General features: G+C 43.3%; 19 protein-coding genes. 11 read left to right on the plus strand and 8 right to left on the minus strand.

The annotated features are described in order from the left end of the window. Positions 1–7 precede the first annotated feature (7 nt). The gene (locus HUN01_RS27305; protein ID WP_181928775.1) at positions 8–166 is read right to left on the minus strand and encodes a hypothetical protein; all 159 of its coding nucleotides are present in this window, start codon (positions 164–166) and stop codon (positions 8–10) included. Here HUN01_RS27305 and HUN01_RS27310 point away from each other — a divergent pair. Then, complete coding sequence (locus tag HUN01_RS27310; RefSeq protein WP_181928776.1) at positions 160–1614, plus strand: dihydrolipoyl dehydrogenase family protein; 1455 nt, start codon at positions 160–162, stop codon at positions 1612–1614. The two genes, HUN01_RS27305 and HUN01_RS27310, sit on opposite strands and share 7 nt — an antisense overlap. Positions 1615–1944: 330 nt before the next feature. Here the strand turns inward: HUN01_RS27310 and HUN01_RS27315 are convergent, their stop codons facing one another. Next, positions 1945–2655: a diacylglycerol/polyprenol kinase family protein gene (locus HUN01_RS27315; RefSeq protein WP_181928777.1), complete on the minus strand. Its 711-nt coding sequence runs from the start codon at positions 2653–2655 to the stop codon at positions 1945–1947. 59 nt (positions 2656–2714) lie between these two features. After that, positions 2715–4478: a DUF3685 domain-containing protein gene (locus HUN01_RS27320; RefSeq protein ID WP_181928778.1), complete on the minus strand. Its 1764-nt coding sequence runs from the start codon at positions 4476–4478 to the stop codon at positions 2715–2717. A 143-nt stretch (positions 4479–4621) separates the two neighbouring features. On the opposite strand from HUN01_RS27320, the gene HUN01_RS27325 reads away from it, so the two are divergent. Further along, positions 4622–7627, plus strand: coding sequence for a pentapeptide repeat-containing protein (locus HUN01_RS27325; RefSeq protein WP_181928779.1), 3006 nt, complete (start codon positions 4622–4624; stop codon positions 7625–7627). Here HUN01_RS27325 and HUN01_RS27330 read toward each other — a convergent pair. Together HUN01_RS27330 and HUN01_RS27335 are read right to left on the minus strand one after the other, a co-directional pair. Further along, the gene (locus HUN01_RS27330) at positions 7614–7754 is read right to left on the minus strand and encodes a histidine kinase (protein ID WP_181928780.1); all 141 of its coding nucleotides are present in this window, start codon (positions 7752–7754) and stop codon (positions 7614–7616) included. The two genes, HUN01_RS27325 and HUN01_RS27330, sit on opposite strands and share 14 nt — an antisense overlap. A gap of 10 nt (positions 7755–7764) precedes the next feature. Then, complete coding sequence (locus tag HUN01_RS27335; protein ID WP_181928781.1) at positions 7765–8211, minus strand: Fur family transcriptional regulator; 447 nt, start codon at positions 8209–8211, stop codon at positions 7765–7767. 667 nt (positions 8212–8878) lie between these two features. On the opposite strand from HUN01_RS27335, the gene HUN01_RS27340 reads away from it, so the two are divergent. The 4 genes from HUN01_RS27340 (at position 8879) to HUN01_RS27355 (ending at position 12179) form a co-directional block, all read left to right on the plus strand. After that, positions 8879–9364: a CRR6 family NdhI maturation factor gene (locus tag HUN01_RS27340; protein ID WP_181928782.1), complete on the plus strand. Its 486-nt coding sequence runs from the start codon at positions 8879–8881 to the stop codon at positions 9362–9364. Positions 9365–9460: 96 nt separating this feature from the next. Continuing rightward, positions 9461–10138 (plus strand): two-component system response regulator RppA, encoded by a 678-nt coding sequence (rppA, locus tag HUN01_RS27345; protein WP_181928783.1) that lies wholly within the window; start codon positions 9461–9463, stop codon positions 10136–10138. A 3-nt stretch (positions 10139–10141) separates the two neighbouring features. Beyond that, positions 10142–11605 (plus strand): sensor histidine kinase, encoded by a 1464-nt coding sequence (locus HUN01_RS27350; RefSeq protein ID WP_181928784.1) that lies wholly within the window; start codon positions 10142–10144, stop codon positions 11603–11605. A 199-nt stretch (positions 11606–11804) separates the two neighbouring features. Beyond that, on the plus strand, positions 11805–12179 hold the full coding sequence (locus HUN01_RS27355; protein WP_181928785.1) for a DNA-binding protein: 375 nt from the start codon (positions 11805–11807) through the stop codon (positions 12177–12179). A 237-nt stretch (positions 12180–12416) separates the two neighbouring features. Here HUN01_RS27355 and HUN01_RS27360 read toward each other — a convergent pair whose 3' ends face one another. Further along, complete coding sequence (locus HUN01_RS27360) at positions 12417–13376, minus strand: glycosyltransferase family 9 protein (RefSeq protein ID WP_069072058.1); 960 nt, start codon at positions 13374–13376, stop codon at positions 12417–12419. Between the two features lie 69 nt (positions 13377–13445). Here HUN01_RS27360 and ispD point away from each other — a divergent pair, with 69 nt between their 5' ends. The 3 genes from ispD (at position 13446) to HUN01_RS27375 (ending at position 15448) form a co-directional block, all read left to right on the plus strand. Beyond that, positions 13446–14129 carry a 2-C-methyl-D-erythritol 4-phosphate cytidylyltransferase gene (gene ispD / locus HUN01_RS27365; protein WP_181928786.1) on the plus strand — a complete coding sequence of 228 codons (684 nt, stop codon included), beginning with the start codon at positions 13446–13448 and terminating at the stop codon, positions 14127–14129. Positions 14130–14334: 205 nt separating this feature from the next. Next, a complete protein-coding gene (gene scpB, locus HUN01_RS27370; RefSeq protein WP_181928787.1) occupies positions 14335–14877 on the plus strand; it encodes an SMC-Scp complex subunit ScpB in 543 nt (180 codons plus the stop codon). A gap of 223 nt (positions 14878–15100) precedes the next feature. After that, the gene (locus HUN01_RS27375) at positions 15101–15448 is read left to right on the plus strand and encodes a DUF760 domain-containing protein (RefSeq protein ID WP_094333219.1); all 348 of its coding nucleotides are present in this window, start codon (positions 15101–15103) and stop codon (positions 15446–15448) included. 283 nt (positions 15449–15731) lie between these two features. Here the strand turns inward: HUN01_RS27375 and HUN01_RS27380 are convergent, their stop codons facing one another. Next, positions 15732–16940: an HhoA/HhoB/HtrA family serine endopeptidase gene (locus tag HUN01_RS27380; protein WP_181928788.1), complete on the minus strand. Its 1209-nt coding sequence runs from the start codon at positions 16938–16940 to the stop codon at positions 15732–15734. Between the two features lie 300 nt (positions 16941–17240). Here HUN01_RS27380 and HUN01_RS27385 point away from each other — a divergent pair, with 300 nt between their 5' ends. Next, positions 17241–18134: a LysM peptidoglycan-binding domain-containing M23 family metallopeptidase gene (locus HUN01_RS27385; protein ID WP_181928789.1), complete on the plus strand. Its 894-nt coding sequence runs from the start codon at positions 17241–17243 to the stop codon at positions 18132–18134. Between the two features lie 45 nt (positions 18135–18179). Here the strand turns inward: HUN01_RS27385 and HUN01_RS27390 are convergent, their stop codons facing one another. Then, positions 18180–19214, minus strand: coding sequence for a cysteine hydrolase family protein (locus HUN01_RS27390; protein WP_181928790.1), 1035 nt, complete (start codon positions 19212–19214; stop codon positions 18180–18182). Between the two features lie 381 nt (positions 19215–19595). On the opposite strand from HUN01_RS27390, the gene ispG reads away from it, so the two are divergent. Beyond that, a complete protein-coding gene (gene ispG, locus HUN01_RS27395) occupies positions 19596–20822 on the plus strand; it encodes a (E)-4-hydroxy-3-methylbut-2-enyl-diphosphate synthase (protein ID WP_181928791.1) in 1227 nt (408 codons plus the stop codon). Positions 20823–21464: the final 642 nt, after the last annotated feature.

Raw genomic sequence — 21464 nt, forward strand, 5'->3', positions numbered from 1 at the left:
TAATTTATCACTCTCCCCAATGCCCCATGCCCCATGCCCAATGCCCCATGCCCAATGCCCCATGCCCAATGCCCAATGCCCAATGCCCAATGCCCAATGCCCCATGCCCCATGCCCAATGCCCAATGCCCCATGCCCAATGCCCCATGCCCAATGACAAATGACAATTGACTACGATGTTGTAATTATTGGTGGCAGTCTTGCTGGATACTACGCTGCTCTTGCTGCAACCCAACTACGTGCTACAGTTGCCCTGGTGGAACCTAAAGTAGACTACGGGTTCACTCATCACCATGCTCTGACCGAAATCGGTAAACTGGCGCAGAAGTTGAATGATGCTGCTGGTTTTGGTATTTATGCCACACACACTAATACCTCAGAAGAACGCCACATATCTATGGCATGGCAAGAAGCGATGCTATATGCTCAATGCGTCGCCTCAAATCTCAGAGAACAGCATTCTCCAGCCATTCTAGCCGCACAGGGAGTCGATATCATCGTTGGTAGTGGTCAATTTCAATCTTCACCCCAACTAGCTTTTGCAGTTAACAATCGCCTTCTACGCGCCCGTACCTATTTGCTAGCCAGTGGTTCACGTCCAGAAATTCCAGAGATTGACGGATTGCAAACCACTGGCTATCTTACCCTTTCTAATATTTGGCAATCCTTACAGGGAAAGACATTACCTCAAAATTGGGTAATTATCGGTGGAATTCCCCAAAGTATTGAAATTGCTCAAACTTTAGCGCGGTTTGGTTGCAGTGTGACGTTGGCAGTCAAGCATCTATATCTTTTACCCAATATTGACCCTGAGATAGCCATATTGCTTCAGGCACAGTTGGAAATCGAAGGTGTGCGCGTCCTCACCGATAAACCAGTGACTCAGGTGAGGGCAATTGAGAATAAAAAGTGGATTCAAGCAGGAGATAAGGCCATTGAAACTGATGAAATTTTAGTGGCGACTGGACAACAGCCGAATCTTGAATCTCTAAATTTGGCAATGGTAGGCGTGAAATGGCATCGGCGTAGCTTAGTGGTGAATGATAAACTGCAAACCACTAACCAGCACATTTACGCTTGTGGTGATGTAATTGGTGGTTACGACTTTGCGAATGTCGCTAATTATGAAGCAAAAATTGCCCTGAACAATGCACTGTTTTTCCCCAGATTACAAGTAAATTATCGCTCCATTCCTTGGGCAATGTTTTCTGTGCCGATGCTGGCGCAAGTTGGTCTGACAGAGGCTCAGGCAAAATGCCAATTTCGTCGAGATGAAGTTTTAGTTTTGCGACAGTATTTTAAAACAGTGGCAGCAGCTCAACTTCGAGGCGAAACCACTGGTATATGTAAATTAATTGTGCTACGCAATGGTGAAATTTTGGGAGCTTCAATATTGGGGTTAGAAGCTGGAGAATTAATTAATTTGATTGCTTTGGCAATGTCACAAAAAATTAAAGTCAAAGATTTAGCGAATTTATCTCCCGTCTATCCCAGTTTCTCAGAAATTCTGGAACAAACAGCAAGAGAGTGGAGTAAGCAAAAGTTAAATAGCAACATTGCTATGCAAGAGTTTTTAGAAGGCTTTTTCCATTTCCGCCGCAATTGGAATTTGTGAGTTTGTGAGTTTGCGAGTTAGGAGTTAGGAGTTTGGTTAACGTGAGTTCGACAAGTCTTATTTGACCTCTCCCCCAACCCCTCTCCGACACGGAGAGGGGAGCAAAAGGTTGAATTTTTCGTTGCTCCTCCCTTTCCGTTTCGGAGAGGGAGGCTGGGAGGGAGAGGTTCATCGAACTCACGTTTGGTTAAGGCAAGAGACGCGATAAATCGCCGTCTCTACAAAAGATTGATCCTTGTAGAGACGGCGATTTATCGCGTCTTTGGATCTAGAATTTTCATCAAAAAACCTTAACCGAACCGTATTGGGAACGAGGTCATTGGGAGTTCTTTAAAATCCCTGCATGATAATCCAAACTACCCCCGCTGCTACTAGAGGTACGCTGAGGTTATCTGTGCCGTGAGGTGAGACTGCCTCTGCTAGGGTTGCGAAAGTAGCAGTTACCACAGCCGTTAACAAAGCCCATCCTAAACCTAAAGGCGTTGCTAGGGGACTCAGGGACGAGCCAGGTAGCAACAATAGCACCAAGAAAATCACCACTGTACTCGCCACAAACATTGCTGCTGAACCTTCCCAGGAACGCACAGAATTTCCCACTTGGTACTTATGCTGTCCGAAGCGCCTACCGATTAATGCTGCTAGTGCATCACCCCAGGTCATTGCCATTATCCCAGCTACAGCGATCGCAACACTATCTACAGGCCCATCTGGTCGCCACAGTAACCCGAACAACAGCGTCACTGAAATAGCGAAATAAACTGTGCCAGGTGAGCTATCCTGGCTATCCATTGCGCCAATGAATCGGTAGCGGTAAAACAGGTAGTTGAGTCCGATAAAGCTAGCAAAAGGTATAATTCCGATTTCCCAGCGATTAAATAGCAGCAGGACGCCGAAAACCCACATTCCTGCACCAATATGGATCACTTTGCGGGTCAAATCTGGCTTTACGCCCAATAGCCTACGCAGTCCTTCGCCAATAATAAGCAGACTAGTTGCGTAAATATAAGAAATTGCTAGCCCGATAAAATCATTGTTTGTCATTTGTCATTTGTCATTTGTCATTTGTCATTTGTCATTGGTCATTTTGCTTCCTGGCTTGTTCACTTCGTCCGATCGCTATTTTTTCTAAAGTTTTTTTCTATTAACGAAACACTACCAATACCTTGAAGAATACCACGACCGATTAAACCTAAACCCCTACCAATTATTTGGGTTAAAATGAAGACTATACCGCTACCTACAAAGGCTACTAATGTTTTTAAACGTGGTGCGATCGCATCACTAAATTCTAAAAATAATGTCACTACTAAAGGAATATTAGAAAGTTTGGCTAATTCCTGATTTCGAGGAGCATAAACTGAAGTCTTGGCAATACCACGAGGTGCAATTACAAATAGATCATAACGGCTTTCAAAAACTGCTTTTGGCTCATCTATATAATTTTTTAACCGATATTTCCATGATAAATCGTTTCTAAACCGTTCAATCTCTCTTGTAGAAATAAATTGGCGACTATATAAATTTTGCTTAATCGTTTCTACATCTGCTAAAGAGTTGAGTAGTGGTTGCACTACGCCATTAGCTACCTGAATCAACAAGTTCTCTAAAATCATTAATGCTTGGGACTTGGCTTCATGACTCACTGCGGGATAAGAGCCATTATCAATATACAATTCTGTTTGAAATAGTAGATAACAATACAACTCACAAACTAGCGGAATTTGATTGAGGATATCTCTTTGCACTACTTCTGTATTTTGCAGTAATAAATTAACAATTTCTATGTTTGTATCACCTACTTTTATTCTAGAAAACCTTCCAAAAAAATCTGTAATTGCTGATTGCCATAAATCGCGCAACAAGATAGATTTCACTTCATATAATTGATTAATCTCAATTTGAGAAGCACGCAGTTCATCCAACTGATCAGCCAATTTTTGCAGGATAAGATAAAGTAATTCTCGTTTTTTCTCTTCACGAAAAATGTCAATTTCTAAAGCTACATCTGTGACGTTTTGTAAGGGAAATTGAAGTTTGGTAATGCAAGACGCAAACAAAGCAGATTGTAGCGCTCCTGGACTAAGTAGAGGTGACATTTGCCTTTGCTGAATGGCACTACTCAACGAAGGGGTCAAAGGCGGCTCCTCAGCAACCGGAATATCTTCCTCTTGCCTTTCTTGTGATGAAACCAACAACCGATTTAACAACCAACGAGCTGCTAGCAGTTCTCGCCGCCGTCCCGCTAGAATTGCTCGATCTAATACTGGTAATCCAGGAACTTGTAATTGGGCTGTGACTGCGGCTAAGGTAGCATCAATGTAACCAATTCCTGACAAACGTAAATTATTTCGCAGTTTAGAAAAAGGGAGTGGGGAGTGAGGAGAGACGCGATTAATCGCGTCTGTACTAGGGAGTGAGGTTGTGATTGCTTCTGTGTCCCGAAACCAATAGGAACCACCATCTACAACTTCTTGCATGGCGGCGACTAATTCAGGAAGTGGTGTACCTTTGGGGCAGTAGCCATTTACACCAACAGATTTTGCAGCCAATAGTAGTCCTGGTTCTTGCACAGAACTGAGGAGCAAAATTGGCAGGTTGGGATATAAGGCTTTGAGTTGCCGACAGAATTGTAAACCTAGTTGTTGGCTGATGCTAGAGCGACCATTACCTAATTCCAAAACTACTAAATTTAGCTGGTTGGGGTCTTCTTGGGCAATTTCTGCTAAAATTTGCAAGGCAGCGGTATCAGTTTCTACCACTGCTATTACTTCTAGGTTAGGAATTGCTTCTAGAGTTACCCGTAATCCCAGACGAAAAATCGGGTCTTGGTCGATTAACAGTAATTTTAGATGGCGATCGCTCATAGTCTACTTAATTACGCAAGCACTGTTTTTTACCAATCAGAAAACAGCTTTGATACAAAACTTTGTCTTCCTCATTGTCACCTGTTTTCGCAAACTGATAAATGGATCATAATTGCCTTGTGCAGCCTTCACTGTGTAATTAGATGAACTTGAGTATTCGGCACTGGTTGGCGGAACGCTATATCGCAATCAATCAAATCAGAGGATTTTCAGCGGGACAATTGGCAGGTATTGCCTACCGGATTGTTCAGGATATGGAAGTCAAAAGCCTCATGCCTTTTGATATTTGTACCTTGGCAGAGGTTTTAGAACTGCCTTTAGGGATTGTTTGGGAAGAAATCAGTTTCATTTCCCAGTTGACAGAAAATCTGTTGCGTAGTCTCAGCCAAAAAAAACCGTTAAAACGTAATGAAGGCACATGGCTAGCGTTTCAAATCGCCTATCTTCATGCTTTGCAAGCAATTTTAGAGCAAGAAGTAAGCTTACAAAGACCGTGGCTAGACCGAGCAAGTATACCAATCCAAGCACAAATACTTCAAGAGGACGTGGGTAAACTCATCCTCCAAGATTCGCAACTGCAAGGATTGCTGAAAACTCTCAGTCCAGGTAGATTGACTGATACTCAAGCTGAACAAGCACTATCTTTGGTTGCAGATTCATTACTGGTGCAACAAATAAATAATGCTGCCATAGCTTGGTTAGTTGCCAATGGTGCAGAGGAACCTGAAGCTAAACTTTTAATACAGCGTCTAGTCAACTCACTTCCTGGTGAAATACTCGTAGTTGTCACCGAGAATGCTCCCCCTTTAGCCCAACTGCAAAAATTTTTCCGTTTGGGAATTTCATTATCTCCCAGCTTGATCACTCCAGAAGTGGGTTCTACAATCGCTGAAAAAATTGATTTGCACCGAGAACATTATCGTGCAAGTTTGATTAAAAATCTAAGTATGCCTTTGCTCATAGAATCCTTTGCCCTTAAGGATCTCTATGTGCCGCAAAAAGGCTTACCAATAGAAGAAAATATTTATGAGCAAGATAAAAAAACTGTTAAACCAGTTGATTTAAAGACTTGGGCGCAACAACAGCTAACTGATTTAGAAACGATCGCTGTCATTGAGTCGGAACCTGGTTATGGAAAAACTAGTTTTTGCCAACTCTGGGCAGCACAGGTAGCACAAGAGTTGTACCCTAATTGGATGCCTGTATTAATTAAGTTACGGGATGTAAAATATGGCAAAACTTTTACCGAAACCCTAAATTCTGCTTTTCCTGTTAATCTTTCAACTTGGTTAGAGCAAGAAAATCTGCCTTGTCTCTTGCTGCTCGATGGTTTGGATGAACTGCCCCCTTCTGCTCAGGGTATCAGGGCAAAAGCCATTTTTATTCAGCAATTACTGAATTTTCAATCTCAGCATAGACACAAAATTGTGTTAACGAGTCGGTCAACAACATTACAGGAAATCGCCCCAGAGATACCGTTGCCATTGAGGCGAATTATCATTCAGCCCTTCGATGTGGATGAACTCAAACAATGGTTTCAGCAATGGGCAAAAGTGCAATCGTTAGCGATCGCTCAAAATTTATTTACATTGTTAAAACAGGCGGGTTTATTTGCCAGCCAGTCCAAGTTAAGAGAATTATCTGCTCTGATCCGCCAACCCTTAATGCTGCATTTATTGGGCATTTTACACCGCGACGGACTGCTAGATGATGAACTATTGCAATTAGCTGCTAATGCTCCAAAGTCTTCTCTGTTATGGGAAATTTATCATCGCTTGAGTCGATGGTTATTGGGTTATCCGCTAACTGGTGGGATCAAGACGATGCTACTGCGTTCAGGATCGGCTCATATCCACCGAACTCCAGAAGCGATCGCTAATTTACTCGCTAATCGTCATCCCCAAGATTTACTTGAGCAGATGCAAGCGATCGCTCTCAAAATTTTACACTCGCAACGTCATCAAATTAATTTGGCTAGTGAGTTTAATACTCTACCAGGGTTTTATTTTAAAATTCGGGATTTAGAAAGCGCAGCCAAAAGTAGTTTAATTGAGTTTTCGCATCTCAAGCTAGGAGAATCTCTTTGTGCAGATGCCATTGCTGCCCAACTTAAATTTTTAACTCAGTACCAAGATGAGGCTTATGGTAGCCTTGCTTTTATGCTTGATTCTCCTAGTAGCGTTGCCCAGCATATTTACAATTTACTAGGTTACGGGATACTTAGCCAAGAAATTGAAGAACTGGCAGTTGCAATTTTACGCCGAGAGCAAAAGCATAAATTTTCCTTTGAAGTATTGTTCCAACGGCTTTTGTCTTTTTGGCGTGCTTACTGTCAAGGGCGTTGGCTAGACGAAGGAATAGCCCACAAAGGTTTGACTCATTTCCACACACTGCAAAACCCGGTGAATGTTGAGCAAGTGAATGCTGCTGTGGGACTAAATGTGTTTTTATTGCTTTGTGCGTGCTACCGAGAAACAAAAATCCCTTTTTGGCCTTGTGGCAATCCACTCAATTTAACAGAATTCAATCCAGAGGCTTTAAGTGCGCTGGTTGCGAGAACAAGCATTTTGCACAAAAACGCCTTTGCAAACCGAATCAAGTCTCTGGCTGGACTGAATTTATCGGGAGCCTCTTTGCTGCAAGTAATGTTAACTGGGGTAAATCTTGAGCAAACAAACTTATCCAATGCGGAGTTAATTGGGGCGAATTTGGTTGGAGCTAATTTGCAACAGGCAAACCTCGCAGGCGCAAACCTTCAACAGGCAAACCTCGCAGGCGCAAACCTGCAACAGGCAAATCTCGCAGGCGCAAACCTGCAACAGGCTAACCTTATGGGGATAAATCTTAATTCTGCCAATCTTACTAATGCCTGTTTATTTGACGCAATTCTGACTGAGGCTCACAAAAAATTAGCTACCGATAATGGTGCCTTGTTCTCTAAAGAGTCATTTCAAAAACTGAAAAATTTGCGATCGCAGCAACCCTTCTTAAACACCGTCCACATTGCGACAAACACAGATGTTAATTGGAGCAAAACCCCTGCGATCGGACTAATTGAAAGCTGCGAAGGAACTATTTTACCAATAGATTTATATGATGATGATGCCGACGATGAGACAGTTTTTGGCAATAATGCTATTGGGGAATAGGGCATTGGGCATTGGGCATTGGGCATTGGGCATTGAAAATAGGGAGAGGTGCTGCTCTTGCTGAGGGGAAAAACTCTTCTCCCATTCCCCATTCCCCATTCCCCATTCCCCATGCCCCATGCCCCATTCCCCATTATCTATCCCTCTTGCGGATTCCGGTAGCCAAAAAAGTTAATACTGTATTCAGTAATCTGCACTCCTGTTTCTTCTTCAATTTTGCGGATCAAATCTTCTGGTAGTTCCACATGAACATCAAGAATTTGATTTGTATCCACACAATTTATATGACTGTGAGAGTCACTGATATTGCCGTACAAACGCCCATCACAGCGTTCAATACATTCAATGATGCCTTGACTGGATAATGCTTCTAAGTTTTGATAAACAGAAGTATGACCGATCTCTTTGCCTTGTTGATTCAAGCGATCGTAAATCTCTCTTGCCGCAAGGTGTTCATTTGCCTGCCAAAGTAGTTCCAGAATAAAGCGACGCTGACGACTGACGCGCATACCCAGAATTTGACAGCGCTCAAGCGCATCTTCTAGGGAACGAATTGGTTTTGTAGTAATTGTTTGTTTTTGCATATTACAGCTTGTTAACTATTGGGGGAATTTTCCCGTATAAATGTTTATTGGTTATTTAATATATGCAATCATATTGCACACCGCTGTTTTACCTATGCTTGTGTTTTGGCTTTTGATGTTGCAAAAGTCATAGGTGGCGATAATGATTTTTTTTGCTTGTTGATGGCTACTTTCTCAGACCTTAATCTAAAACAAACTCATTACAACTTTAACTTAAAATTGCTGTAAATGTCCACCTTGGGGCAGGCGTTGCCTTACCCAAGTAGGCTAATTCTAATGGCATAGCGTGTAAATCGTGTAGTAATTTATTAGTTAAATGTGAGTAATTATAACAATAACAAAAGTAATATTTAACTTTATTAAAAATCGGAAAAGTGAGCGGCGTAGGCGTAGCCAGCCGCAGGAATCGCTATTGTCTCATATCCATGCTAGGAACTAGAATGTATTTTGTTATAACCAGCAAAAATTAAGCCAAAGTATCAAAGAAATTTGATCAGTTCAGACTTGAATCTAAACCTTGTATAGGTTGACCAAATTATCAGCAAAAAAGTATCAGTAAATACTAATTGATTTGTGAACAAGACTTTGTGATCCTAAAGGTCAATCTAGCGTCAATCCCTGAAAGCTGCTACTGTAGATTCTCGATCCTACAGTTGAGCAAAAAAAAGTGGCTGCTGAGTCAAAGACAATTGCGATCGCACTCAATAATGACCTGATTAACAATCTGGATATATCTCCAGCGTCAACGGTGATTGAACAACTGCTGCAAGATGGGGCTGCATCCCATGAACAGCAACTACGCTTTGATATCAATTACGATCTCGAACCTGGCGATCCACGGGAACTCTCAGAAATTCCAGAAATCCGGCTGTGGTTTGTGCGCCTAGATGCCAAATACCCCTGGTTAGCATTTTTACTAGATTGGAAAGCTGGAGAATTTGCTCGTTATGCCGCCATGCTAGTACCACACCAATTCAGTTCCAAAGAAGGGATTCAGTACAATCCTGAAGCCTTAGAGATATTTTTGATGCACAAAATCTTTGTCTTAGGTGATTGGCTCAAACAGCAAGACATCCCCAGTCTCTCGCGCCTGAAATCCATGGCCCAAATGCTAGGTTATGAATTAGATGACGCTTTTTTTGAGATATTTTAGCTGCGTGAAAGTTAAGTTGGCACTCTAAAATCAAACTAGGCTAAAACCCAATTCCCCATTCCCCATTCCCCATTCCCAACTAGCTGCAATTGAACAATGCGAATTTTGCTAGTAGAAGACGATCCAGAGCAAATAGAACCGCTCCATGACGCCTTGGCTCGTTCAGGGCATATTGTGGATGCCGTCGAAGATGGGGCAACAGCCCAATGGTTGATGGGTGAAAAAGATTACGATCTGCTGATTTTTGACTGGATGTTGCCTGATGAAGATGGTATCTTCCTATGCAAACAGTATCGTCAAGCAGGAAAAGCGTCTCCTATCTTGATGTTGACGGCAAAAGATACCACTGTCGATAAAGTGATGGGGCTAGATGCCGGAGCCGATGATTACCTTGTCAAACCTGTGGATATTGAAGAATTACTGGCACGGGTGCGGGCATTACGACGGCGATCGCCCCTGTGGTGTGGTGATGCTTTGCAAGTCAACGGGCTATCGCTCCATCTCGACACCATGCGCCTGGAATGGGGAAGCAGTAGCTTGAAATTGAAAAGCCGAGATTTTCAATTACTAGAGTACATGATGCGCCATCCTCGGCAAATTCTCACCCACGATCAGATCGAACAGGCACTCTGGGAATGGGGACAAGAACCTGAGAGTAATGCCGTAGTTGCTCGTGTAAAACGCTTGCGTCAACGACTGCGCGAGATTGGTGTAGAAACTTGGATTGAAACCGTTTATGGCACTGGCTATCGTTTAGAACCTCCTGCGGGGTAATCTATGGCTTATCGGGTTCAACGGCTCTATCAACGCTGGCAAACTCTGCCGATTCGAGTACGGGGAACAGCGATCGTTGCCATTCCCATAACCTGCTTGTTTATGGCTCTATCAGCCTTTGCTTGGCTAAAAGCCAGTCTGGTAGAAGATGAAACCTGGGTGCAGCATACTCAAACGGTACGCCTAGAAACAAAACAGCTTCTCAACGCCTTGATTGATGCTGAAACTGGAGTTCGAGGTTATGGGCTAACTCAACGGGAGGAATTTTTGGCTCCTTATAAGCAAGCTCAGACAATTATTCCTCCATCCTTAAATCGATTAGAAAAACTGGTACAAGACAATGCCCAACAAACCCAGCAAATTCAAAAAATTCGCACACTGGTTGATGATAATTTAGAAATCTTTCAGCAGAAATTAACCTTACAGCGAGAACTGAAACGAATTCGTGGACAAACTGATACCTTGGTTCCCGTAGCGTCCCTTTATGAGTGGTTAGAAGAAGGGAAATTAACGATGGATCAGGCGCGTCAACAAATAGATCGCTTCGCTCAAACCGAGGAAGAATTATTAGTACAACGCATACAACATCAAGATTTTTATCGGCAAATTACCTGGATTATATTGTGTATTTCTGTTGTATTTGGGACGATCGCAGCTTTGTTTGCAGTTCATCTTTTCTATCAACTGGAGCGAGAGTTAGCGAACCGAGAAATCAATCTGCGAGAAACCAATCAGCGTTTAGAAATAGTCTGCGATCAACTCCAGCGATTTACTGCCAATGCTTCTCACGAACTCCGGGCCCCCTTAGCAGCAATCATGAGCAATGCCCAAGTTGGGCTAATGGATTTAGATGAGCTAGACGACTCACCAATGAAACTGCGAAAGCGCATTGAGAAGATTATCAGCCTTACCAAACAGATGAGTACATTGGTGGGTGATTTGTTATTTCTGGCGCGACACGAAGGATTATTGGCTCCTGACTCGATGGAATCGGTGAATTTAACAGAGCTTTTAGGGAGTATGTCTACTGAATGGCTGTCACAGGCAAAAATCCATTCTTTAGAACTCACCAGCCAGTTACCCGATACGCCTGTTGTAGTTCAAGGTGATGCAAACTTGTTACAACAGGCGATCGCTAATCTCCTCAGCAATGCCTGTCGCTATACAACCGCTGGTGGAACCATTGAACTGAGCCTAATTAGACAGCTAGAACAAGCCTTAATTCAAGTAAAAGATACTGGAATTGGCATTCCCAGCCATGCATTACCTCATGTATTTGAAAGATTCTACCGAGCCGATCCCAAACGTTCTAGAACATCTGGTGGATTTGGACTAGGATTAGCGATCGCCCAGCAAATTGTTCAGGTTCACGGGGGACAAATCAGTGTCACCAGCACTCTTGATCAAGGCTCAACCTTTCAGATTACCCTGCCACTTTTGACCCAATACGCTTGGGTTAAGGGCTAATTGTACAAAATTGTGGGTTTTCGAGACGCGATAAATCGCCATCTCTAGAAGACGCGATAAATCGCCGTCTCTACAAGTGTTTTGGTCTTATTTGAACTGTATTGACTTTTGACGCACAAAACCGAATAAATTGTGGTCATTTTTTGGTCATACTTCCTATTTACAGTTTATGCAGTGAAGTTCAAACCAATAAATTCTTATGAGATCCACTGTTGCTATGACCTTTACATCTGCACTGTTAGCGGTAGTTATTCCCACCGCTCAAGCACAGATCCCAATCCGTGATTTGCAGCGCGATCCAGGAGTCAGCGTTTCTGGTGAAATTCGCAGTGTTGTTGGCAATGAATTTATCTTAGAGGACGGCACTGGACAGATTATTGTCGATGCCGGGCCACGTTGGCATCATCAGCTAAATTTGCGCCAGGGTGAAAAAGTAACTGTCGTAGGAGAATACGACGACTATGATTTTGATGCCTTTAGCATCACTCGCAGTAACGGAGAAGTTATTCGCATTCGCAATGCGGGAGGGCCACCCCCTTGGGCAGGTGGACGGGGAAGGCGCGATCGCAAATAAGCACAAAGCATTGAGAAAAATCTGTTTTTTGTAGAGACGCGATTTATCGCGTCTTCAAAGACCAATTATCTACACCAATAACCCTTAACCCAACCGTATTGGCTTTGAGCCTGGTTTTAAATACTGAAATAACCGCAAAATCTAGCTGTCACAACCAGGTCTTGCGGTCATTTACAAACGCATAACTACATTGGATATCCAATAAACTGATTGCAGAAATTGCGACAAAGTGCTGGTTTAGCCACCCCAGATTTTCTCTAAAACGGCGTTTGGTGAAACATCCGCCGTTTTTCCCGTGGGGGATGCAATGGCCAGGAATTTATCGTTTTTCGGCAACAACTTAGCTGGATCGGTAGGCCCAAATAGGGCGATGGTATAAGTTTGGACTGCAACACTCAGTTGTAGTGCCGCATTATCAGTAGACAACATCAAATTTGCCCCGGCGATCATAGCAGTTAACTTGCCAATATCATCTGGAGAAGTCACCTTGATATCTGGAGAAGACCCCAGAAGCGATCGCACAAACTGCTCATCGTCAGTTCCCTTAATCACCACCACAGGCAAATCCGGCTGCTTATCTTGGAAGCCTTGAATAATTTGATGCCAACTTTCGACAGGGTAAATTTTATCCTGTTCTTTAGCCTGGGATAACTGGCCAAAACCGCCATGAATCAAGATATAGCCTGTTTCATTCACCCCTAAGCGTTTTTGTTCCTTTTGTGCCCACTCAATGTCTGGTTTGGGCACATTTACTGCTAACTCTGGGACAGGACTATTTATTTCCAATGGTTGCAGCAAATCGTGATATACTGCCGCCGCATACTGGGATGGTTTAAATGGCACAGCGTGGGTCAGAAAAACCGAACCTTTGCCTTTGTAGCCAATACGTATGGGAATTCCCGTCAACCAGAGCAAAAGACCAAGCAACCAAATTTGCTTAACAGCAATGACGACATCGTATTCGCGATCGCGAATGTTGCCGATCAAGTTACCCCAATCTGCCAGACTATTACGGTCTTGAAAATCAAAGTTCAGCACCTCGTGAACTGACTTGCTCACTCGGTAGGCAGCCTTTGACCGGGGTTCAACAACGACATCTATCTGAGCGTTAGGGTAATGGCGCTTCAGGTCATCTAGAGTCGGAAAGAAGAGAATTTGGTCGCCAATTCCGCCAGGTACAAGGGCTACTACTCGCATAATATTTATTGACGCTTACTCGCTCCCTATTTTAGGGGAAAATATATAGCTTAAAGATTGAGGAATTCTGTGTATTTACTAATTCCAGCTGCGGGCATCGGAAAAAGAATGGGGAGTAACCGCAATAAACTCCTACTGAAAGTGCGATCGCAACCAATTATTGCTTGGACTCTATTAGCCGCAGAAGCCGCCACTACCATCAGTTGGATCGGGATTATTTCTCAGCCGACTGATTGGCCAGATTTCAAGGCAATTCTCGCCGATCTCAAGCTGACTAAACCAGTAGAATTCATTCAAGGTGGCTCCACCCGCCAAGAATCTGTTTACAATGGCTTGCAATCCTTGCCAGTAGCCGCAGAACAAGTGTTGATTCACGATGGCGCTAGATGCCTAGCCACACCAGATTTATTTAACTCTTGTGCCGAGGCCATTCGCCACTGTCCCGGTTTAATTGCTGGTGTACCCGTCAAAGACACCATCAAAATTGTCGATGAACAAGGCATAATTCAAGAAACACCCGATAGACAAAAATTGTGGGCAGCACAAACTCCCCAAGGATTTAATGTCAAGTTATTGAAACAGTGCCACGCTGAAGGAGTCCGTCAAGGTTGGGAAGTAACTGACGACGCTGCTTTATTTGAAAAATGCGGTATTGAAGTGCGAATTGTCGAGGGAGAGGAGACAAATTTGAAAGTGACAACTCCACAAGATTTAGCGATCGCAGAATTTATTCTCACAACTAGAGGATTTTGAGGAATGGGGAATTGGGAATTGGGAATTGGGAATTGGGGAAGAAGAACTATTGATTCTTGAGCCATGCCCAATGCCCCATGCCCAATGCCCCATTCCCAGAGAGTATCAATATTTTGACAATTTACGATATAATGCCACACACTTGTTGATTGTTAGTTGTCATGTACTAATGACCAATGACTAATGACCAATGACTAATAACTAAATGATTACAGCCACAGCGACGAAGATAGAAGCAATTCTTTATTTAAAAGGTAAACCCTTGTCGCTCGGCGAAATCGCCGAGTATGCCGCGTGCGATCGCGCCAGTGTCAAAGAAGGCATAATTGAACTCATGGACAACTATGCCCACCGAGATAGCGCCCTAGAGGTCATAGAAACTCCAGATGGTTATAGTTTGCAACTACGGTCTGATTTTCATGATTTAGTGCAAACGATGATACCAGTAGAATTGGGTGTAGGTGCATTACGGACTTTAGCTGCGATCGCCCTTAATAGTCCCATACTCCAAAGTGACTTGATTAACCTGCGAGGTTCAGGAGTATATCAGCACGTTCCAGAACTCGTAGAACTTGGTTTCATCCGCAAACGCCGAGACAGCGATTCTCGTTCCTACTCACTCCAAGTAACCCCAAAATTTCATCAGTATTTCCAAATCGAACAACTCCCCCAAATACTTGCCACCACACAAAAGGAAGAACAACTAGAACTAGAACTAGAACTAAAGGGAGTGGGGAGTGAGGAGTAGGGAAGGGGGCATGGGGCATGGGGCATGGGAAGATGAAGGAGATCAGGGAGACAAATCAATTCAAAATTCAAAATTCAAAATTAAATAACTCCTGTCTCCTCTTTCCCAATGCCCAATGCCCCATTCCCCATTCCCCTCCTATTGACTTATACCAATGATGAATGCGCTACCCTTGTACTATGGTTTAAAGTAGAGTTAGCAATTAAGCTAAATAAAACTGCCAATGGTGTTTAATCCTGACTTTTTGAATGACAACTCCGAGGAACACCCTAATCAACTTCTTTCCGACCACTCTGAGGAATACCCTAATCAGTTACTCAAATATTTACAGCATCAGTCTCCTGATGTTTTAGCTAGGATTGCTCAGTCCGCCAGCCCCGAAATTAAACAAATCATCTCGCAAAATGTCCAAGGGCTAGTAGGAATGCTCCCAGCAGAAAATTTCAACGTGCAAATCACAACAGATCGGGATAACTTAGCTGGACTTCTAGCGTCGGCCATGATGACGGGGTATTTTCTGCGCCAGATGGAGCAGAGAATGCAGTTAGAGCATTTGTCTAATGGTCAATAATCAATAGTCAATAGTCAAACATTCTGGGACTATTGACCAAATAATTCGTAATTCGTAATTCGTAATTAATAAGGGTACAGCAACCCACACTGTAAAAATTCAGTGTTCAACAAAACAGTGGAGAGTTCAAACTTCCACTGATAGCACAGCGTTAACGAGTCCGTGAGCGTATTGCAACTACGAATTACTGTATTCGCAGCGGTACTGAGTCCTCTTACTCTTAAGCAAGCTACGCTTTTAGCGTCTCGTAGAGAGCGTCATTATCAATTACGAATTATTCTGACTACTTCTTTTCAGGATAAGCTCCTGATTGGACTTTAAAGGTTTGAATTTTACCGCTACGGTTGACTTCGATCGCTAAAACGTCGCCAACTTGGCTGGACTCTACCAGCTTCTGAACTTGGGCTGAGGTTTTGACTGGTTTACCGTTAACTTTTTGAATCACATCTCCAGGAAGCAGTCCTCCACGCTTGGCTGGGGAATCGTCTGTGACTCCTTTAATCACAATCCCAGCGTCTTGCTGAATATTCAGTTGATTTTCTTGATTAATCTGCTGTTTTCTGCTTGGAGAAAGGTCTGCCATGTCAATACCCAAAAAGGGATGTACCACACGCCCTTTGGTAAAAAGTTGATTGGCGATGCGGGCGGCGGTTTCAATGGGGATGGCAAAACCGAGTCCTTGAGCATCAGCGCGAATTGCTGTATTAACACCAATCACTTCGCCTTGAGCGTTTAACAAGGGGCCACCAGAATTACCAGGGTTAATTGCGGCATCAGTTTGGATGAAGCTGACTCGCTTATCTGGGACACCAACTTGAGTGCTAGTGCGATCCGTAGCGCTGATGATACCGATAGTGACAGTATTATCTAAACCTAGAGGATTGCCAATAGCGATCGCCCATTGTCCTGGTATCAAGTTTTGTGAATTTCCCAGCTTTACTGTTGGTAAATTATCGGCTTTTATTTTCACCACAGCCACATCTGTCACAGAATCCACTCCCACGACCTTCCCCTCTAAAGTCCGACCATCCTTGAGGGTGACTTGTACTGTATCTGTGTCGGCTACCACATGAGCATTAGTGAGCAATTCTCCATTTTCGCTCAAAATAAATCCCGATCCTGTACCGCGCTCAATACGTTCTTGGGGAATCGGTTGCTCATCTTCTCCAAAGAATCGCCGCAAGAGGGGATTTTTCAATGCATCAGAGATAGGATTAGCTACTTTGCGAGTGGCATTAATTCGCACTACAGCCGGGCCAACTTTTTGGACTGCCGTCGCAATAAAATTCACGTTATCGCCCCCAGTAGCTCCAATTGCTCCGTTAGGAGAATTCGGAACTACGGATTCTGGTGGCAAAGCCATCGTTACATTTTTTAACTGTTGGAAGGAGCGACTTTGTGGCAGGAGATAGCGACTGCCCAACAAACCTGCACCACCGCCAATCACCAGTAAAAACACATAAACCGCCAGTTGCTTTAAAGATAACTTCATAATCATTTTGCTCAAGGACAGCAATGCAGTTGCTAATTTCTAAGTGTAGTCAAGCTAACGGCAAGTGGACAGATCAATTTACGAAGAATTAGGGATTGGGTATTGAGCATTGGGGACTAGGAGATCGGAAGTGGGAACTAAGAAATAGGGACTGGGGACTGGGGACTAGGAGATCAGAAGTGGAAACTAGGAAATAGGGACTAGAGAAGAGTTTTCTAATATTCAATCCCCAATCCCCAATCCCCAATCCCCACTCTTCCCATCTAAAATCTAAAGTTAATGCGCTCTTGACGTTTATACATGACTTTACCTTTTCGTCAACTGTTTCTCTGTAGCTTAGTTAGCGCCTTGGGCCTAGTATCCATACTGCCAAACACCAATAGCGCCAATGCTGCTGTGGGTGGTTGCCCAACTCCAGCTTTATCTCGCTTCCAACGCCATAAAGTTGTTCGTGGCGAAACTTTGGAGAGCATAGCGCAGCGCTACAATCTCATTCCTACAACTATTATTGGCATGAATCCAGCTTTGCAGAATGGTGCAACTGCCGCCGTTGGTAGTGTACTTCAAATTCCTCCCTACAATGGGATTGTAGTCGAAGTACCTCGTGGTCAAACTTGGCGACAAGTGGCGGCACAATACAAAGTTCGTGCTGATAGTCTTTTTGAAGTGAATGGTTGCCAACAAGACCCCAGAGTTGTGTTTGTTCCGGGGGTAAATTGGTCGCCAAATGGTGTTGTCACTAAATCTCCTTTACCTGCTGATACAGGTACGCCAAACCCTGCATCTCTGACTGGATACCCCTTGGCGCAAGTGGTAACTGTGGCATTACCTTACGGCTGGCAAATTAATCCTGCAACTGGTGAAGTTTTCTTCCACAGTGGTATTGACTTATTAGCACCAATTGGTACAGATGTGCTAGCGATCGCACCCGGAACCGTAGCCTTTGCCAACGACCAAGGTTCTTATGGCAAGTTGGTCATTATCAACCACAGTGGCGGACTCCAAAGCCGCTACGCCCAGCTTGACAGTATCAAAGTTACCGTAGGTCAGCAACTAAAAAAAGGAGACTTACTAGGAACGGTAGGCACTAGTGGAAGACCAACTTCCACTCAACCGCATCTCCATTTTGAAGTGCGTTCTACCTCATCTCTGGGTTGGGTCGCGCAAGATCCCAAGGGTTATTTAAATAAATGAGGAAATAGGCGATGAGGGAGACTACTAAACCCAATGCCCAATCCCCTATGCCCAATTCCCAAATTCGCTAGATTTTACGATGTGCATTCCTGCCTCTGCAAACCTTTTAAACGCTGCATCTGCCTGTTCTGTGTAGTCCACAACACCGGGGACAACAACAGGAGAAGTGCAATCTTCTAGTAGATAGATTTTTTTCGCAAGGTTAGCATCTACCTGTTTAACTTCTGTTAATAAATCATCAATTGTCCAGGCGACACAATGACTTTTAGCTTGACCGCCAATAATTACAGCATCAAATTCTAAAAGTTGTTTAATCAGGCGCGTATTCTTCTGAGCAAGTGGACGTTGTTCAAAATCTTCTAACACCTCTGGACGTAATATGGAATAGTTTTCTGTTAAAGGATTTTCACCTTTGATTTCAAATTGCGTCTGACTCTGACGCGCAATACCGTGGAAAAATATTGCTTCTTCTATCGATGAAACTAAAGCATGACCAATACCCCCCAACATAGAATGATAAGGCCAAATTGTGAGGGGATATTTACCGTCTTGACTGAGTTGCTTAACGTAATGGTAAGCGTGTTTTTCTAATAATTCATAATCCCCATTAGTAACACTGTTAGCAACGGCTGGGTTAACTTTCCAAATACCTTGTTCAATATCTAATGGTGTGATGCTAGTCGCTGCTGGAGTGGGATGTTCTCCGGCGGCGTTAACCCAAAAGATCGGATGGAATATTTGCGTTGCTGTGTGAGTATCTAGAGTAGGTACAATTTTTGTAATTACCCCCAAGTTTCGATAGATAAACTCACATAATCTGACGTTATCATCCACCGCCGCATTACCGGATTTTCCACCTACAAATAATTCAAAACCAGGAATGCAGAAGGTGTTTTGGACATCAATTAATAGTAGGCAAATACGGGTTTTATCTAAAGATGCTGGTTTGATATCGTGTTGTTTTGCCCAAATTTCAGCTTCGGCGGCACGTTCTTGGTAAGGTACGCGTGAAACTTCACCGACCTTATCGGATTTAAAGTGCAGAGGAATGGATAGTTGGGTTGTTTTTTGGGTGTTCATCTAAAATCTGTAATTATTTTCTACTTATTAAGCTTGCCTTAGTTAAAAATAATGGTGAATTTAGTAAACGTCATCGTGAGAGCCTAATTTAGCTGGTGCTAGGAGCGATCGCTCCTCGTCCTTTTGGTTAAATAGTATATTTGTATTATGGGAATATAAATTTAGCGATCGCTACTCAAGCTACTCAGATAAAAAGATTTTTAAGCAAAATATCTTTAAAAAATGAGCAAAACCTCTAAATCGCTCTTTATTACTTTACGTGTGTTTTTTTCCTTTTTTTTTCTATTTAATCGCCCAAAAATGCCCCTGCTGTGGCAATCTGGGAAACAGAGATTTATCAAATCTGATATTTGAGCAACAATAAATTTACCTAATCAGGTTATGCAAACTCTGCCCGCAGCAAATACTTCAAATCCCACATCAAGTCAAGATACCTTTGATACAACCATCAAGCGGCGTAAAACCCGTCCCGTAAAGGTGGGAAATGTCACCATTGGCGGTGGCTACCCCGTTGTGGTGCAGTCAATGATTAACGAAGACACCCTTGATATTGATGGTTCCGTGGCTGGTATTCGTCGTCTGCACGAAATTGGCTGCGAAATTGTCCGCGTCACAGTGCCAAGTATGGCTCATGCTAAAGCTTTAGCCGAAATTAAACAAAAATTAATTAAAACTTACCAAGACGTGCCAATTGTGGCTGATGTCCATCACAATGGGCTGAAAATCGCCGTGGAAGTCGCCAAGCACATAGAAAAAGTACGGATTAATCCGGGCTTGTATGTGTTTGAAAAGCCAAACATCAATAGAACTGAATATACAAAAACCGAATTTGACGAAATTGGCGATAAAATCCGCGAAACCTTAGAGCCTCTGGTAGTTTCCTTGCGTGATCAAGGGAAATCGATGCGAATTGGGGTAAATCACGGTTCCCTTGCAGAGAGAATGCTATTTACTTACGGTGACACCCCCGAAGGAATGGTGGAATCCGCTATAGAATTCATCCGCATCTGTGAATCTTTGGATTTCCGCAACTTGGTAATTTCCATGAAAGCCTCACGAGTACCGGTGATGGTAGCCGCCTATCGCCTCATCGCCAAGCGCATGGATGAACTGGGTATGGATTATCCGTTACATTTAGGCGTTACGGAAGCCGGTGATGGCGAATACGGGCGAATTAAATCCACGGCCGGTATTGCTACCTTACTTGCTGATGGCATTGGCGATACCATTCGCGTCTCATTGACAGAAGCACCAGAAAAAGAAATTCCCGTTTGCTACAGCATTCTCCAAGCTTTGGGATTGCGAAAAACAATGGTGGAATACGTCGCTTGTCCTTCCTGTGGACGCACTTTGTTTAACCTAGAGGAAGTGCTGCACAAAGTTCGGGAAGCAACTAAACACTTAACTGGTTTGGATATTGCAGTTATGGGTTGTATTGTCAATGGCCCCGGAGAAATGGCAGATGCCGATTATGGCTATGTTGGCAAAACACCTGGTTACATTTCTTTGTACCGTGGCCGAGAAGAAATTAAAAAAGTCCCAGAAGATAAAGGTGTAGAGGAATTAATTAACCTCATTAAGGCAGATGAACGCTGGGTAGAACCATAAAGCAACTAGGCGAGTGGGCATTGAAAGAAGCAGAGGAGCAAATGAGCAGAGGGGAAAGACTTACTGGAAGTTCCCCTCTGCTCCCTACTCCTCAATTCAGTGTGTCGTCAATTTAGAAAATGCGTTAAAATAAGCTACATCAAAGAAAATAGTGACCCTAACTCACCACCTGATTAAAGCAACGTGATTGCCAATAAATATAATCTGTCCTTAAAGCAGATGTATTGTCAGAGGCAAAGAACTGTAAAGAGCTAAATTTCAGGAATTTCCAGGTACAGAATCGAACATATCGTGTCTGTACACACATTAACTACTAATAAGTTAGGTAAAATAAGTAAAAATCATACTCAGACCCTACCCCCTGTCAATCCTGGGGATTTGGATGTGAAAACACATCACCTACACTTCGCAAGGAGTGAAGGTAAGGGCATAAGGGTAGCGGGGAATGGCACACCTGCTTCCTGCCGCTAGCCTGTCAAGGCTTGTCGGACTGAGCAATTAAGTCGCCTTCTCAAGCAAATTATATGCTGGCAGCCTTGAGAGTATCAAAAAAATCCAGGTTAAGCTAGAGAAGAGAATTAGAGTCAGCTTGCATACCCCAGTGGGTCAAGAGCAATACTAAGTCTCAGGTGGCAATATTAT

This window comes from Nostoc edaphicum CCNP1411 (genome assembly GCF_014023275.1).
GTDB lineage: Bacteria > Cyanobacteriota > Cyanobacteriia > Cyanobacteriales > Nostocaceae > Nostoc > Nostoc edaphicum_A.